This is a genomic window from Paraburkholderia sp. 2C (assembly GCF_054589215.1).
The window spans coordinates 57,158-73,312 of sequence record NZ_BAAILL010000071.1; the positions used below are offsets into that span (position 1 = coordinate 57,158).

Below are 16,155 nucleotides of genomic sequence, written 5' to 3' on the forward strand. Positions count from 1 at the left end.
CGCGCGCAGCATCGCGCTGATTCCGGGATGGGAGCAAGCGCCCATCGAATGGCTGACACCCGTGCGAGACGCCGTATGCAGCCGCCAATCAAGGAGCGTTGAAATGCAAAAGTTTGCCCGAGTTCTCGTGAAAGACCGTGCCGTTCCCGTCATCATCGCTGGCGACGAACATCTGGATTTGCGTCCGCTCGTGGCGGACATCACGCCTGAGGCCATCGCCAGCGGCATCCTGAACCACGTCGATACGAGCGCGCTCGTGCCGCTGCACGGCGAATTCGCCTACCTCGCGCCGATCGAGGGTATCCGGCAGATCACGGCGACCGGTTTCAACTACCGGAAGCACATCGAAGAGTTCAAGATGAAGCCGCCGACCGAACCCGAAGTCTTTCTCAAAGCAGTGACGTCGCTCGCCGGGCCGAACGACCCGATCTCACGCGGCCCGAATGCCGACGTGAAGCTCGATTGGGAGGTCGAACTGGCGATCGTGGTGGGCCGCGAGGCACGCGATATCGCGGCGGCCGATGCAGCGGGCTATATCTTCGGCTTTGTCTGCATCAACGACGTGTCGGACCGCACCACCCAGGTGGATGCGGAAGGCCACCAGCACCTCGTGCGCGCCAAGTCCCGGCCCGGCTACTCGCCCATCGGCCCTTACCTCGTCACTGGCGTCGACGGGATGAGCCTCGATCTGTGGACGAAGCTGAACGGTCAGTTCGAGCAACAGGGCAACACGAGCGACATGCTGTTTTCACTCGACGAAATGCTCGCTTATTTCTCGGCTCATATGACGCTGCTTCCCGGCGACCTGCTTGCGACCGGAACGCCGCCCGGAGTCGGTTTCGGCAAAAGCCGCTTCATGCAGGAAGGCGATGTGCTCGAATGCGGTATCGAGCATCTCGGTAGCCAGCGGCACGAGATCGTGCGATGAATGCGCTCGCGGCTCTCATGCGGTTCGGGCACGCATTGTGCACGTGCTTTGCAACCGGACGCGCGCATGGAGCCTGCCTGCATGATGTTGTGGAAGAACTGCCTCGCCGTTGCGCTTTCCGCCGCTGCCGCCGCGTTCGTGCCCGCGAGCGCGCAGACGGAGGTACAAGGCGTAGTGCAGCCCGCGGCGCCGGCGGTGTCGGCGTCGCCGCCGGTGGTGCATGCCGTTCCTTTGCACCCGCCCGCGTCTGCCCCACCGCCTGCGCCTGCGCCGCCTGCCGGGAAGCCCGCTGAAAAGCCGGCTGCGACGCCGTCTGAAAAGGCGCCTGAGAAGGCCGCGGAAAAGCCTCCTGCCAAGCCTGTAACGAAGCCCGCCGAAAAACCGGTTCATAAGCCCGCGCGTAAGCGGGCGCATGAGCCCGCTTATCAGGCCGCGCCACCGCCCGTCGTGCAGCCGGCGCCCCCTTTGCTCCCCGTGCCCACGCCGCAGCCCGCGGAGCAGCAGCCGGCGCCAGCGCCGCAGCCCTATACGCAACCCGCACCGGCGCCGCAGCCTTACGCGCAACCCGCATCGCCCGCATCGCCCGCGCAGCAGGTCCCCGCACAACCGGCGCCACTGCCTCAGCCCGCTGCGGAATCGGGCGAGCAGCCCGTCGTGAGCTGGACGCTGCAGGTTATCCGGGACGGTCAGGAGATCGATTCATTCGACGGAACGACCGCGGTCGGCCAGACCCGCACCGAGAAGCACCACAAGGTCGTGACGCACAATGTCGGCTGCAAGAACCAGCCTGCGGGCAGTATCGACCTGCAGCGCACCATCACCGTCTCGCCGGTGCGCGCAAACCCGAGCGAGTCGGTGCTCGCCATCGATGCGCAGGAAACGATCGAAAGCAATACCGCGCTCACATCGCGCAGCGGCTGCAAGCTGCCGCCGCAGCCTGGCCAGGTGCACGCTAACCATCCGGGACTGATCGTGCCGGCGGGTCAATGGGTCAGCTGGCAAATCGTCAACCAGGATCCTTCGCTGCTATACCGCGTGCGCGCGAACATTGCGCCGCCGTCCACGCAGCCGTAACCGGCAGCTAGGACGCCGTGCCGCGGCGCGGCGCACCGTGAACGGCGAGGAAACGATCGAGCTGCCCCGCAAAGGCTTTGCTGTCGCGCGGGCTGAACGGCGCGGGGCCGCCCGTATCGATACCGGCACTGCGAAGTTGATCCATCACGTCGCGTAGGGTTAGGCGTTCGCGGATGTTTTCGGCTGTGAACCACACTCCCCGTGGATCGAGCGCATGGGCGCCCTTGTCGAGCACCGCGGCGGCAAGCGGTATGTCCGCGGTAATCACGAGGTCGCCTGCTTCGACCAGTTCGACGATACGGGCATCGGCCGCGTCGATACCCGCCGGCACCTGAATCGCCCTGATAAAAGGAGACGGGGGCGTCCGCAAAAACTGGTTTGCCACTAACGTCACCATGACTTCGGTGCGTCGCGCGGCGCGGAACAACATGTCCTTGATGACTGCGGGACACGCGTCGGCATCGATAAGTACTTGCATGAAGGCCATTCCAGTGATCAGGCAACGATCATATCAAGGCCGGCGTTCGCCATCGCCCGTCGCTTCGCGTTCGATTGCCGGCGACAGCTCGTACAATACGGCGTCCTGATTCCACCCGCGAGATCCTGTCCCATGGCGATGAAAAAAACCGACCTTGAAAAAAACAAGGCGCTCAAACTTACCCACTCGATGAAGCAGACGCACTCGGAGCGCTTCGGCAAAGGCGCGGCTGAAGCGCCGCTCGACCGGCGCGAGCAGCGCAAGCTCGATCAGGCTCAAGGGCTCGTGCCGTTTGCGTGCAAGCTCAACGGCGAGCTGGTCGAAACACTCAAGGCCCGTGCGGCCACCCATCCTGGCGGCATGACGGGCCTGCTCGACGAGTTGCTGCGGCAGGCTCTCGCCGCCGGTGACGCGGCCGTCTGAGCACAGCCGCACGCCGCAGGCGGCTCGTGAGTTTTTCTCGCGAGGCGCCGTCACATGCTGTCATAACCCACGCGCTGCCCCGACCAAAGCGTTGTCTTCCACCCGACCTGCCGGGAAAACAACGCCATGGTCCCGCCCATCGATGCTTCGCAGCAGCACGCTGTCGAGCATGCGCTTCGCTCGCTGCTCAAGCGATCGCTGAATGACGATCGCGCTGCCTATCGCGCATTTCTCGATGCGCTCGCGCTGCATTTGCACGCTTACCTGCGCAGGCGACTCTACCCGCTGCTCGACGATGTCGACGATCTTGTCCAGGAGATCATGCTCGCCGTTCATGATGCGCGCTCAACCTACCGGTGGAACGAACCGCTGACGGCCTGGGTGTACGCGATTGCGCGCTACAAGCTCACGGACTATTGGCGCGCGAAATCGCGTTGGTCCGCACTGCATCAATTGCTCGACACCGATGACGAGTCGCACGGCACATCGGACACGGAACGCGCCGATGCGAAGCGAGACGTCGAAACGATGCTAAAGAAGCTGCCGCGCAAGCAGCAGGTCCTGATTGTGTGGATCAAACTGCAAGGCCTCTCGGTCCTCGAGACCGCGCAACTGACGGGCTGGTCGCAAGCGGCGATCAAGGCCAGCCTCAACCGCGGCATGAAGAGCCTGACGAGACGAATGGAGGCGTCACGCTCGCCATCGGCGCCGGCATCGACGACCTGCGCATCGCATCACAGGCGCGTCGCAGCACCTGTTGCGCGACACGCCACGTGACAGGCGTCACAGGTCGGATGGGAAGAACTCCATGTAGCGCACCTGCGTGTCCGTAAGCGACGACGGCATATCGTAGCCGGCTTCGATCGACAAGAGGGCGTCCACGGTCGCTCGCCGGTTGGAAACAAATTGCCATTCCGATGCAGGCAACGCATGCCTGTCATCGCGTTCAAGATGCTCGAGCGCCTCGATCATCACGTCGCGCTCAAAGGCGTAAATGACAAACCCTTCGTTAGCGAGCGCCACACGCGAGACGCCGAGCCGCGCGCAAAGCAGTTCCTTGAGCGGGGCGTCCTGTAAGGCGGCCGCTCTCGACGCATTGATCACGTCGACCGTTGCGGCGTCGGTCACGCGCGCGTCCGCAAAAAACACCGGCTTATCCACCGCCCATGCTTCAGGTGGGCAAGCTTTTGACACGGGTGTCAACGGAATGAAAGGATTGACCTCGGCCGGATAGATCCGGCACACGCGCGGCCGCTCTTCGTAGGCGCCGCATAGTCCATTGGATTGCAAATTCGGGCACGCGCCATCGAACGCGGCTACCACGGTGACGACCACACGGATGGGCAGTGCGCCGCACATGACAGGGAATGAAAGCCTGCGTTTGTGCATTGCCTGCGCATCAGTGTCCGGTGGCTCGACGGGCCACGGAATCGCTTCGCAAAACAGCTCGATGGCGCCGCCGCGCCGTAACCATGTCGACGCTTCCGCGAGGCTCAGCGGAAGCCTCAGGTTGTGACAGCACTTGCCGCATTGGGTACAACTGAAGTGAATCGTCATCGGGTCTCGTCGATGTTCCTTGTTGCTTTCAAATTCGTAACCGGTAAAACGCCGCCTTGCGGTCGGTTGCGAGGGTGTGGGCATAGTATCCGTCCCACTGCTAATTCGCTCGAGATCTGATTCGGGTTGCACTTATTTTTGTACGCAATGCGCAATGAAGGTATTCGTCAGTTGGAGTGACAGGTTCGCGAATCGTCGCTAAGATTGCCGCTCCTCAATGCATGTGGCGGGACGATGACCGGGTTGGCTCATGAGTTCGATAACGAGATCGTCTACACGCATGGTTACTGCGACGAACTGAATCCGCTGCGCGCGAGGCTGCCTCTGCTGCGCGCCGGTTACGAGTATCCGGTCATACACAACGCGTGCGAGCTCGGGTTCGGTTTCGGCGTCAGCGCAAACCTTCATGCCGCCGGTTCGACCACTCACTGGTATGGCGTCGACGCCGACCCACGGCACGCCACTTTCGCGCAGCAACTCGCGAGCGATGCGCAAACGCACGCGCACCTATCGTCCGGGCGTTTTGCCGAGTTTTGCCGGCGCGACGATTTGCCGGATTTCGAGTTTATCGGCTTGCATGGTGTCTGGAGCTGGATCCCGGACGAAGACCGGGCAACGATCGCCGGTTTTATCGCCCGCAAGCTGAAACCGGGCGGCGTGCTGTATATCAGTTACAACACGCAGCCCGGGTGGGCCGCGATGATGCCGGTCCGGGAACTGATGCATGGTCATTTCATGGCGAGCCGCCAGCACGAGACCGACAGCAGCGCACCGGACGAGCGGCACACCACCGAGCGGATCAGGGCCGCCATCGCGTTTGCGCAGAAGGTCGTGGCCGCGCGGCCCGGTTACGCACAGGTCAATCCTTCGGTGATCGAGCGCGTGAATCGCTTATCCGAAGAGAATCCTCGCTACCTTGCTCACGAATACTTTGCGCGCAATTGGCATCCGACTTCGTTTTTTCAGGTTGCGCAGGCGCTCGAGCCGGCCGGGCTTTCTTATCTCGCATCGGCGGACTACCGCGATCACGTCGACTCGATCAATCTGCTTGCGGACCAGCGCGACCTGCTTGCAGGCATCGACGATCCGGCATTGCGCGAAACGGCACGCGATCTGTGCATGAACCGCTCGTTTCGCCGCGACTATTGGGTTAAGCCGCCGCGTGCGCTCGAGGCAAATGAACGGCTTGCGGCATTGCGCGCGCATCGTGTGATGCTGTCGGTACCGGAATGGGCGGTTTCGTTGAAGGTGCGAGGCGCGCTGGGGGAAACCGCGCTGCCGCAAGCACTGTATCGGCCCGTTCTGCAGGCGATGGCGGACGGCCGCGTGACGACGCTTGGAACGATCGAGCGCGATGCGAGCGAGGCAGGTATTACGCTTGAGCAGGTCATCGAGGCCGTGACCCTGCTGATTGCCGCCGGCCCTGTGCTCAACGCGCAGGACGAACAGCAGATCCAGCTGGCGCAGGGTTCCGCCAGGCGGTTAAACACGGTAATTTGCGAGCGCGCGTACGACAGCGACGCGTTCCAGTTTCTGGTGAGCCCGGTGTCGGGATCGGGTGTGGCGATGCCGCATGTCGCGCAGCTGTTTTTGCTGGCGGCCATGCGCGGACTCAAGGAGCCGCGGCAGTGGGCGGAGTTCGCGCATTCTGTGCTGAGCGGGGCGCAAGAAAGCACCAGCAATGTCACCATGCCCGCCCCGCTCACGCCGCCTGGTGACGAACTGGTCGAGCAGGCGGTTCGATTTGCCGATGTCTATCTGCCGGTACTGCGAATGCTGCACATTGGAGAAGTGGCCGACTCCATTCGAACCCATATCGATGTCGATCCTTGACAGCGACCCCAAAGATGAATGTGTAATTTTTGAAATGTGCAGTTACCAACTGCATCAGTTATTTCTTAGACGCTTGCTTACGATGATCTCCATGAACCCGTCAAACGGGAAAACGGAGAGTCACCATGAAACGCACAGCGCTTGTCTTGTTGTTAATCGGTAGCTTGTCGGTGGCGCAGCAGGCCTCGGCGCATGGGCGCGGCGGCTGGGGGCATGGCCACGGTCACGGCGGCGGCAATGGCGGCGCGATCGTGGGGGCGCTGATCGGCGGCGCGGTGCTCGGCGCGCTCGTCACGTCCGTGGCCAGTGCGCAGCCCGCCTACGCACAGCCGGTCTATCAGCAACCCGCCTATGCACAGCCGGTTTATCAGCAGCCGCAGGCGGCCGCGTGCTACGACAGCTATCGGCGCGCTTATGTCCCTTGCGACGGCGGCTACGGGTATTGATTCACACATCAGTGGACGGGCGTTCGGAAAATCCACGTCCATACGGCCCGCAGGCGCCGGGCACGGTCTTCGAGCAGATAGGAGCCGGCCAGCGCCAGCAGGCCGGAAGTGATGCCCGTGACGATGGGCTCGGCAAAAGCGATGCCATAGTGATTCGGGTGTGAGTAGGCATCGCCCAGCATGGTCAGCGCGCCCATGATGAACGCATTACCGTAGCGGTTTGCGTAGAGTTTCGCGGCTGGCGTGAAAGTCAGCAGCACCGCGAGGATGGCGGTAGCCAGCCCCGTATGAAATGCGATCGCCCAGTGCGGAAGGCTCGGAAAATTGCCCCAGCTTCCCGGCATGCAGGTCATGCAAGCGCATGTCGGCTGCCAGAAGCGCTGGATAAACAGTCTGCCGCGGCCTCGCCAGTCGTTGGAGTTCATGTTCCCTCAGAGGTTCGTGTGACACCACCCGCGAACTATTCTGCCTCCGAATCGCTGAGCACCCAGGCTCAACAGGTTCATTCATTCTAGGCGATCGGAATGCATCCACCGCTCACATCGGAATAATTCTGGGCTAATTGTGCGGCGCTATGGTGGCGAATTACGTCGGGTGCTCAGTCATGCCTTCGCTCAACAACACCTCCCTCGTTCGCCGATTCTCGAACTACGCCGTGCCTACCGTGCTCGCCGCGTGGGCGTACTGCATGCACTCCGTGATCAGCGGCATATTCATCGGACGCTATGTCGGCGCCGATGCGCTGGCCGCATTGAACCTGCTGGTCCCTTTGCTTTACCTGCCTTATGCGTTCAGCGTGATGATCGGCGTAGGCGGATCGACGCTGGTGGCGCGCCTGCTCGGCGAGCGGCGCGAGCACGACGCCGCCGCGGCGTTCACGCAAGCGCTGTATCTGCTCGCCTTTTGCGGCATCGCGTTCGCACTGGCGATCCATTTCGAAGCCGACACGTTCGTGCAATGGACCGGCGCGCGCGGTGACCTCGCGCGCCTCGCCAAGGACTTCCTGCACGCCTATGCGCCGTTCGTGCTGTTCCCGACCGCGTGCTACGCGCTCGAGCTGTTCCTGCGTATCGAAGGCGCGGCCAGGTTCGGACTGGCCTGCCTGATCGCAGGCGGCATTGCGGATGTCGCCTTGACATGGTGGATGGTGAGCCATCTGCAATGGGGCATGCGCGGCGCGGCGCTCGCCTCGGGCATCAGTCAGGCGCTCGCGTGCATGCCCATGCTCGCCTATCACTTCGTCAAGGCGCGGCACGTGCGCCCCGTCGCCCATGCCTTCGCACGCCTCGATCACGCGTGGCGCATGGCCTATAACGGCACCTCGGAATTTCTCGGCGAAATTGCGCCGAGCGTGACGATCTTCGCGTTCAATCACGCGGTGTTGCGCTGGCTCGGCGACACCGGTCTCATCGCTTTCGCCGTAGTCGAATATATGTCGATGATCGCGTCGGTCACGATGATCGCGCTCGTGCAAAGCATGCAGCCGATCGTGAGCTTCGAGCGCGGCGCGGGCCATGCGCAAGCCGTGTCGCGCGCCTTTACGCTCGGCATCACGGTCACCGCGGGATTCGCGCTTTGCACCGCGCTCGCGACGCTGACCGTCGCGCAACCGCTCGGCGCGCTCTTCGTGCCAGACAGTCCGGCCGCGCAAGCGCTCCTGCGCGATGCATTGCCGTGGTGTGCGCTGGCGTTCGTGCCCGCCGCAATCAATCTCTCGATCAGCGGCTATCTGACCGCCATCGAGGCGCCGCTCGCATCGCTGGTCGTCGCCCTGCTGCGCAGCTGGCTGCTGCTGCTGACGATGCTCTGGCTTCTGCCCGCATGGCTGGGTCCGCACGGCATCTGGATGACCGTCGCCGTCACCGAGCTGGCGACGCTGGTCGCGAGCGTCGTGCTGTATCGCGCGCGGGGGAAACGCCTCGATCTGCCCGCCGCTGCGATGAAGGGCTCCGCGACATGAGTCGAGCCAGGCGGACTCGGCGGCGTTTCCAGCGGTGTTCCAGCGACGTTCCAACGACGTGTTGACGACGCTCTAGTTAGCGCTGCCGTATAGCGGCAACACGCTGGATTCGAGCATGGCAATCGACTGGATGGCGAGTTGCGAGAGCGTGTGCTTCGTGCTCGTCGCGATGGCGAGCCGGCTGAAGAGCGTCGGCTCCGAGATGCGCAGAATGCGGAAGTGCGGATCCTGCGCGCCGCCCGATATCGCCTTCAAAGGCAGCACCGCGTAGCCGATGCCTTCCTTGACGAGATCGAGTATCGACGCGACGCCGTCCACTTCGAGCGCGATGCGCAGGCGCACGCCCTGCTCGGCCGCCGCGGATTCGACCATGCGGCGAATTGCATGCATGCGGCCGGGAATGATCAACGGATACTTCACGATGTCGCGCAGCGGCACCATCGACGGGCCGGCGATGCACGGCTGAGCAAGGCTATCGTCCGTGTCGGGGCCGATCAGAAACAGTTCCTCGGTGTGCACCGTGCGCTTGTCGATAAGCGGCGTATCGAACGTGTCGTACAGCACCGCGACGTCGATACGGCCCATCATCAGCCATTCGATCAGGTGCGTGGATAAGCCCTGGGCCACGGAGATCGTCGCCCCGGGAAACGACTCGCGAAAGCTGTGCACGAGACGGTTCGTGGCGACCTTCGCAAAGCTCGGCGTGACGCCCACGCCAAAATGTCCGCCCGACGTGCCGCGCAGTTCGTCCAGGTCCTGCGACGCGCGCTGCACCTGCTGCAGAATCCCCTTCGCGTGCGAAAGCATCCGCTGGCCGGCCGAAGTGAGCGATACGCCGCGGCCATTGCGCTCCAGCAGGTTATGACGCAATTCCACTTCGAGTTGCCGCACGAGGCGGCTCAACGCCGGCTGGTTGGTGTCGAGCGTGATGGCCGCTCGTGTGAAGCTGCCTAGCTCCGCGACGTGCACGAAAGCTTCGAGCTGTTTGAGGTCCATGCGGTCGAATCTATGTGAAATTCACATATCAGCTAGTTGGATATGACGATTGTAGGCGAACGGCCACGCTCTCACAATTCATTCGCACGCTAGAAAGACGTGTCGCGCACCCGCGCAGATGTCGCCGAACATGAGACAAGTCATACCTCGATGAAATCCTGCCTGCCTCCCGATCCCCATCCCGTCAAGCCGTCCCATCAACTGCCTGCTGGCGCCTGCGACGCTCATTGCCATGTTTTCGGGCCCGCGGACGTATTCCCGTACGCGCCGGATCGCAGCTACACGCCGCCCGACGCGCCCTTCGAGCGTCTCGTTGCCCTGCATGATTTTCTCGGGCTGAGCCGCGGCGTGATCGTTCAGGCGAGCTGCCATGGCACCGACAATACCGCGATGCTCGACACCATCGCGCGCGGCAACGGGCGGTATCGCGGCGTGGCGATCGTCGATGGCGGCGTGACCGATGAGCAACTGGCCGATCTCGATGCGCAGGGCGTGCGCGGCGTGCGCTTCAATTTCGTCGCGCACCTGGGCGGCGCACCCGATCTCGACGTCTTCGATCGCGTGCTCGAGCGTATCCAGGATCTTGGCTGGCACGTCGTGCTGCATCTCGACGCGCAGGACATCGTGCAGTACGCCGAGCGTATCGCACGCATCAAGGTGCCGTTCGTGATCGACCATATGGGCCGCGTGCGCGCCGAAGCCGGCGTCGATCAGCAGCCGTTCCAGCAGTTGCTCGAACTGATGCGCAATCCGCTCGCATGGGTCAAGGTGTGCGGTTCGGAGCGCGTGTCGCGCGGCAAGCGTCCGTTCGACGACGCGATTCCGTTCGCGCGCGCCCTGATCGAAGCCGCGCCGGACCGCGTGCTGTGGGGCACCGACTGGCCGCACCCGAACATCAGCAAGGACATGCCGAACGACGGCGAACTCGTCGATCTGATGTTCCAGTTCTGCCCCGATGCCGGTTTGCGTGAAAAGCTGCTCGTGACGAATCCGGCGAAACTGTACGGCTTTTAAGCCGGCGGCTTTTGAACCCGGCATAGAAAGAAACGGTCAACAAGAACCGCCCCCAGGCGGCCACCGCTTGTGAAAAGGAGACAACCAAGATGTACATGCTTGACCACATATTGCTGTCGCGAGAGGCATCATGAACGAGACGGCAATCATGAGCGCTTCCGCCCGCCGCGCGAAGAAACCGTTCTATCGCGCGCTTTACTTTCATGTGCTTGTCGCCATTCTGCTTGGCGTGCTGCTCGGCCATTTCGCGCCATCGCTCGCGATCAAGATGAAGCCGCTGGGCGACGCGTTCATCAAGCTCATCAAGATGGTGATCGGACCGATCATCTTCTGCACGGTGGTCACCGGCATTGCGGGCATGGGCGACATGAAGAAGGTCGGCCGCGTCGGCGGCAAGGCGCTGCTGTACTTCGAGGCGGTCTCGACGCTATCGCTCGTGATCGGTCTGATTGCGGGGCACATTTTCAAGCCGGGCACCGGCTTCAACCTGAACCCCGCGACCATCGATACAAAAGAGCTCAGCGCCTTCACCACGGCGGCGCACAACATGAGCGCGGTCGACTTCCTCGTGCATCTGATTCCCGAAACGGTGACCAGTGCGTTCGCGACCGGCAACGTGCTGCAGATCCTGCTGGTCTCGGTGCTGTTCGGCGCCGCGCTCGCCGCGCTCGGTGAACGCGGCGCGCCGCTTACGCGGATGATCGATCAGATCGCGCATACGTTCTTCGGCATCGTGCACATCATCATGAAAGCGGCGGCGATCGGCGCGTTCGGTTCCATCGCCTTCACCATCGGCACGTTCGGCATCGAAGCGGTGATTCCGTTGCTCAAACTGATCGGCACGTTCTATTTGACCCTCGTGATTTTCGTGCTGGTCGTGCTCGGTGCGATCGCGCGGGCGCTCGGCATCAACATCGTGCGCTTCATGAGCTATATCCGCGAGGAAATTCTGATCGTGCTCGGCACGAGCTCGTCCGAAGCCGCGCTGCCGCAGATGCTCGAAAAGCTCGAGCGCATCGGCTGTTCGAAGTCGGTCGTCGGTCTCGTGATTCCGGCCGGCTATTCGTTCAACCTGGACGGCACCAACATCTATCTTTCGATGGCGGTGCTGTTCATTGCGCAGGCCTTCAATATCGAACTGACGCTGACCCAGCAGCTGACGCTGGTCGGCGTCGCGATGCTGACGTCCAAGGGTGCGAGCGGCGTGGCGGGTGCGGCTTTCGTCATGCTGACCTCGACGCTGCTCGTGTTTCCGATCATTCCCGTGTCGGGCATGGTGCTGATTCTCGGCATCCACCGTTTCATGGGCACGGGGCTCGCGATCGCCAACACCATCGGTAACGGCGTGGCAACGCTCGTCGTGGCCGCATGGGAAAAGGAACTCGATCGCTCGAAGATGAACGAGGTCATGTCGCAGCAGCGCGCCGACTAATCACACGCTAATCACCGATCACACGTTTCAGCCTGCGTGGCGAACAGCCACGCAGCGGGGACGCTTTACGCCAAAAAAACGACAAGTATGGAGACTGCCTTGAAATTCACAACAAGCAAAACGATGCGAGCGATGGCGCTTCGCGGCTTATGCGCGACGTGCGCCTGCGTGACGGTCGGTGCAAACGCCTATGCCGGCGATTCCTCGCAGGCCGCCGCCGGCGCGGCGCAGATGGTCAATCCCGGCGTGGAAATGTACGGGCTCATCGGCATGTTCATCGACAGCTCCAAGCTCAGCTCCACACCGAAAAGCACCGCACAGATCGGCGGCGGCGGAATGACGACTTCCTACTGGGGCATTCGCGGCCGCGAGGACCTCGGCGGCGGCAATGCCGTGGTATTCAGCCTCGAAAGCTTCTTCCGCCCGAACACGGGCCAGGTCGGACGGAATACGACGGATGGCCTCTTTTCGCGCAATGCCTATGTCGGCCTGACCGGCGCATACGGCACCGTCAAGCTCGGCGAGCAGACCAACCCGACTTACCTGAACCAGCAGTTCGTCAATCCGTTCGGCTCGTCGGTGGTGTTCTCGCCGCTGATCGTGCAGTCGTACACGGCGAGCTTCAACAACACGGAAATCGGCGACACCGTGTGGCGCAATGCCGTGGAATACGTGTCGCCGAACTTCGGTGGATTGACCGCGGCGGTTATCTATGGCGTGAGCGATACGACCGGGCACCAGGGACATGACAACCTGGGCCTGCACCTCACGTATATCCACGGACCGATGACGGCCGTGTTCTCCGCGCAGCGAGTGCGATCGTCGGTCCTCGCGCCGGTGGTCGCGCCGCAGAACCTCTATCTGCTCGGCGGCGCCTACGACTTCAGAGTCGTCAAGCTCTATGCCGCCGCGCAGATGACGAGCAACAACAACGCGGAAACCGGATCGCATACCTACGAGCTCGGCTTCACGGTACCCATCAATCCGACCAACGACATCCGGGCCGAATGGGCCCGCACGAACCACACCGCCCCGCGCGATACCGGCAACGTGCGCAACACCGGCACCATCGCCTACGACTACATCCTGTCCAAGCGGACTTACGTCTACGCCTTGTACATGTACGACAAGCAGTCGGCCAAGCCGTCGGGAAGCACGTTCGGCGTGGGCATACAGCACACCTTCTAGTTCACGTTATCAACGAGGAAGCGCTCTCATGACGATCGACATTGACGGCCCCGGCACGACCACGCCCCACGCGCCGGAAGCGCGGCGCAATCGCCCGATGCGCAAACCGACTGTAAAAGGAGCGTTGCGCCATGTCGACTGAACGTGTGCTGACCGGCATTTCGTCCATGGCGACGCGCGGCCTGCTCGCCGACCTGAGCGCGCTGTATCAACGGGACACGCAGCAGCGCGTCGCGATCGAATCCGTGGGTGGCGTCGAAGCGGCAAAGCGTGTGGAAAATGGCGAGGCATTCGATATCGTGATGCTCGCATCGGACGCGCTCGCGCGTCTCGCCGATGCGGGCCGTATCGCGCGCGACAGCATGGTGGACGTCGTACGCTCGTCGATTGCCGTTGCCGTCAAAGCCGGCGCGGCAGCGCCCGACATCGGCAGCGAAGCGGGCCTTCGCGAAGCGGTGCTGCATGCCAAAGCGGTGGGGTATTCGACCGGCCCGAGCGGTGCACATGTGCTGCGGCTGCTCGAACAGTGGGGCATTTCGCGCGACGAGCCGCACGAGCCGCACGAGCCGCACGAACCACGTGTGATTCAGGCGAAACCTGGCGTGCCGGTCGGGTCGCTGATTGCGAGCGGCGAAGTCGAGATCGGCTTCCAGCAACTGAGCGAGCTGATGCACGTGGAAGGTATCGCCGTGCTCGGCACGCTGCCGGCGAGCATGGCATCGGTGACGGTGTTCAGCGCGGCCATGACGTCCGCTTGCCCACATCCCGAAGCCGCCAGGTCGTTTCTTGCCTTCATCGCCTCGGACAAAGCGGCAAGCTTCGCACGCCGGCATGGAATGGAACCCGCCTGATCGGCTCGGAACCGACGGCTGGTTACCTGCAGTCGAAACTTCAGCGCGACGCATCCGATCGGACTTCCACGCAGTCGCGCGACGATCAACGCGCCCTGCGGCGCCCTGAGTTCATCGACATCCGCCGACAGGCTGACCTTCTGGTAGACCCGTTCGAGCCTGGGCTGCCGGGTGCCGCGCCGTCGATGATGTGGCAACGCGCGCTGCCGATTCGTGTCGCGGATCGGAAAGTCCCTTTCGAAGAACAGCATGAATGACGCGCGCACGCCTGCCTGACGCGTTTATCCCGGGTTAACCCTAGCAAGACAACGACGCCCTCTACCCCTATTCTTTGGATACAGAGTTCAGAACACAAAAATCAGAGCGCGACGAAGGACGACAAGCGTCCGGCGCGCCTCCCCTCGATCATCGGAGATAGGACATGAGCGTCAAGTCAGAAAAGATGGATGAGCAGAAGCACACGGGCGGTGGCTCCGCTCCCATTGCGAAGAAGCTGATCCCGTACGGCGGCTATTACACGAACAAGGTGCCCGACCACGACCCCGAATTGACCGAAACCGGTCCCGGCACGCCGATGGGCGAATTCATGCGCCGTTTCTGGCATCCGGTGTGCATGTCCATCGAACTCACCGACACGCCGCGATTTCTGAAGATCCTCAACGAGGAACTCGTCGCGTTTCGCGACAAAAGCGGTCGCGTAGGCGTGCTGCATGCCCACTGCGTGCACCGCGGCGCATCGCTCGAATACGGCGCGATCCAGGAGCACGGCATCATGTGCTGCTATCACGGCATGGTGTTCGACGTCGACGGCACGTGTCTGCATGTGCCTTTCCCGAAAGGCGAAGAGAAGGAAGCGGAGAAATTCGCCTGCTCGATCCGTCAAGGCGCCTACAAGGCCGTCGAGCGAAACGGTCTTGTGTTCGCATACATGGGACCGCCGGAAGAAGAGCCGCCGTTCCCCGAGTGGGAAGGCGATTTCACGGTGATGGACGGCGACGAACTCGTTGCGTACAGCAATTTCCAGCACTGCAACTGGCTGCAGGTGCAGGATAACGCCGCCGACAACTACCATCCGACTGCCCTGCATGCCGGCAAGAACGTGGTGGACGGTCACTATCAGGGCACGACGTTCGACGAAGTCGGCGCCGCGTCGATGGAAGTGGCGCCGGACATGAATTTCGTGCCGGTGCAAGGCGGGCGCAGCCTTGCCTGCGCGGGCGCCCGGCGGGTCGACAAGCACAGGCTTTTCGTGCGCGTTCAGCATCAGGTGCTGCCCAACCTGAGCCTGCATGCATACACATCCGAAGACGGCTCGAAAAAGAAGCTGTTCAGCCGCTTTCACATCATCCGCTGGACGGTGCCGGTCGACGACGAGAACAGCAAGATGATCGGCTGGCGCGTCATGGGCCCCGGCATCGACACGCGTGGCGTGGGCAACAAGGCGCTGGTCGGCTACGAGACGATCGACTTCCTCGAAGGCCAGGTCGCGATGCGCCGTCCGGAACGCTTCGGCCAATACAAGCTGGAAGATCTGCCGCCCATCCCGTCGAACCATCGCGAACGCGCCAACTACAAGGACACGCAGTACGCGCCGGGCGACTACGAAGCAATCATCAGCCAGCGGCCGATTGCGGTGCACGCACTCGAACACCCGACACGTTTCGATGCCGGTCTCTATCAGTTCCGCAAGATGCTGCGCGACGCAGTGCGCGGCACCAACGCCGCTGCGTCCGCGCAAGGCTTTGCCGAGTGGTTCCGTGAGCTCGGCGGATCGCCTAACAGCTACTGCTCGGGCAATGTCTTCGAGGTCGCGGAAGGCGAAACCGTCGAGGAGGAAGTGACGCGGCGGCGGAAAGTGCTCAAGTCGGTCGTGGGGATCCTCACCGAGAGCGAAGCCTTGAAAGGCAAGGAACGTGCTGAGTTTGTGCGCGGCAGGTTCGACGAACTCGAGCAGTCGATGAAGAGCCGGGGCTGA

The 16,155-nt window shown here is 62.8% G+C and carries 17 protein-coding genes; 12 read left to right on the plus strand and 5 right to left on the minus strand.

Annotated elements, in window-relative coordinates:
• Window positions 1-103 precede the first annotated feature (103 nt).
• Window positions 104-928, plus strand: a complete 825-nt coding sequence (locus ACYPXD_RS32535) for a fumarylacetoacetate hydrolase family protein (RefSeq protein WP_459722000.1) — start codon at window positions 104-106, stop codon at window positions 926-928.
• Window positions 929-1,543: 615 nt separating this feature from the next.
• Window positions 1,544-2,002 (plus strand): hypothetical protein, encoded by a 459-nt coding sequence (locus ACYPXD_RS32540; RefSeq protein WP_459722417.1) that lies wholly within the window; start codon window positions 1,544-1,546, stop codon window positions 2,000-2,002.
• 7 nt (window positions 2,003-2,009) lie between these two features.
• Here the strand turns inward: ACYPXD_RS32540 and ACYPXD_RS32545 are convergent, their stop codons facing one another.
• A complete protein-coding gene (locus ACYPXD_RS32545; RefSeq protein WP_459722002.1) occupies window positions 2,010-2,480 on the minus strand; it encodes a YaiI/YqxD family protein in 471 nt (156 codons plus the stop codon).
• A gap of 132 nt (window positions 2,481-2,612) precedes the next feature.
• On the opposite strand from ACYPXD_RS32545, the gene ACYPXD_RS32550 reads away from it, so the two are divergent.
• Window positions 2,613-2,903, plus strand: coding sequence for a hypothetical protein (locus ACYPXD_RS32550; protein WP_459722422.1), 291 nt, complete (start codon window positions 2,613-2,615; stop codon window positions 2,901-2,903).
• 60 nt (window positions 2,904-2,963) lie between these two features.
• Here the strand turns inward: ACYPXD_RS32550 and ACYPXD_RS32555 are convergent, their stop codons facing one another.
• Entirely contained in the window at window positions 2,964-3,239 is a 276-nt protein-coding gene (locus ACYPXD_RS32555; RefSeq protein WP_459722448.1) for a hypothetical protein, read from the minus strand.
• On the opposite strand from ACYPXD_RS32555, the gene ACYPXD_RS32560 reads away from it, so the two are divergent.
• A complete protein-coding gene (locus tag ACYPXD_RS32560; protein WP_459722425.1) occupies window positions 3,156-3,680 on the plus strand; it encodes a sigma-70 family RNA polymerase sigma factor in 525 nt (174 codons plus the stop codon). The two genes, ACYPXD_RS32555 and ACYPXD_RS32560, sit on opposite strands and share 84 nt — an antisense overlap.
• Before the next feature lie 6 nt (window positions 3,681-3,686).
• On the opposite strand, the gene ACYPXD_RS32565 is transcribed toward ACYPXD_RS32560, so the two are convergent.
• Window positions 3,687-4,592 carry a YkgJ family cysteine cluster protein gene (locus ACYPXD_RS32565; RefSeq protein WP_459722005.1) on the minus strand — a complete coding sequence of 302 codons (906 nt, stop codon included), beginning with the start codon at window positions 4,590-4,592 and terminating at the stop codon, window positions 3,687-3,689.
• A gap of 102 nt (window positions 4,593-4,694) precedes the next feature.
• On the opposite strand from ACYPXD_RS32565, the gene ACYPXD_RS32570 reads away from it, so the two are divergent.
• On the plus strand, window positions 4,695-6,293 hold the full coding sequence (locus ACYPXD_RS32570) for a methyltransferase regulatory domain-containing protein (protein ID WP_459722009.1): 1,599 nt from the start codon (window positions 4,695-4,697) through the stop codon (window positions 6,291-6,293).
• A 125-nt stretch (window positions 6,294-6,418) separates the two neighbouring features.
• Entirely contained in the window at window positions 6,419-6,739 is a 321-nt protein-coding gene (locus ACYPXD_RS32575) for a hypothetical protein (protein ID WP_459722014.1), read from the plus strand.
• Between the two features lie 8 nt (window positions 6,740-6,747).
• Here ACYPXD_RS32575 and ACYPXD_RS32580 read toward each other — a convergent pair whose 3' ends face one another.
• Entirely contained in the window at window positions 6,748-7,164 is a 417-nt protein-coding gene (locus tag ACYPXD_RS32580; protein WP_459722017.1) for a hypothetical protein, read from the minus strand.
• A 179-nt stretch (window positions 7,165-7,343) separates the two neighbouring features.
• Between ACYPXD_RS32580 and ACYPXD_RS32585 the strand changes: the two genes are divergently transcribed.
• Window positions 7,344-8,699: an MATE family efflux transporter gene (locus ACYPXD_RS32585; protein ID WP_459722021.1), complete on the plus strand. Its 1,356-nt coding sequence runs from the start codon at window positions 7,344-7,346 to the stop codon at window positions 8,697-8,699.
• Window positions 8,700-8,771: 72 nt separating this feature from the next.
• Here the strand turns inward: ACYPXD_RS32585 and ACYPXD_RS32590 are convergent, their stop codons facing one another.
• The gene (locus tag ACYPXD_RS32590) at window positions 8,772-9,695 is read right to left on the minus strand and encodes a LysR family transcriptional regulator (RefSeq protein WP_459722024.1); all 924 of its coding nucleotides are present in this window, start codon (window positions 9,693-9,695) and stop codon (window positions 8,772-8,774) included.
• 150 nt (window positions 9,696-9,845) lie between these two features.
• Here ACYPXD_RS32590 and ACYPXD_RS32595 point away from each other — a divergent pair, with 150 nt between their 5' ends.
• From ACYPXD_RS32595 to ACYPXD_RS32615, 5 genes are all read left to right on the plus strand, one after another.
• Complete coding sequence (locus ACYPXD_RS32595; RefSeq protein WP_459722027.1) at window positions 9,846-10,709, plus strand: amidohydrolase family protein; 864 nt, start codon at window positions 9,846-9,848, stop codon at window positions 10,707-10,709.
• Between the two features lie 148 nt (window positions 10,710-10,857).
• Window positions 10,858-12,141: a dicarboxylate/amino acid:cation symporter gene (locus ACYPXD_RS32600; protein ID WP_459722029.1), complete on the plus strand. Its 1,284-nt coding sequence runs from the start codon at window positions 10,858-10,860 to the stop codon at window positions 12,139-12,141.
• Window positions 12,142-12,309: 168 nt separating this feature from the next.
• Entirely contained in the window at window positions 12,310-13,329 is a 1,020-nt protein-coding gene (locus ACYPXD_RS32605; RefSeq protein WP_459722032.1) for a porin, read from the plus strand.
• Between the two features lie 131 nt (window positions 13,330-13,460).
• Window positions 13,461-14,180: a substrate-binding domain-containing protein gene (locus ACYPXD_RS32610; protein WP_459722035.1), complete on the plus strand. Its 720-nt coding sequence runs from the start codon at window positions 13,461-13,463 to the stop codon at window positions 14,178-14,180.
• A 421-nt stretch (window positions 14,181-14,601) separates the two neighbouring features.
• On the plus strand, window positions 14,602-16,155 hold the full coding sequence (locus tag ACYPXD_RS32615; RefSeq protein ID WP_459722038.1) for a Rieske 2Fe-2S domain-containing protein: 1,554 nt from the start codon (window positions 14,602-14,604) through the stop codon (window positions 16,153-16,155).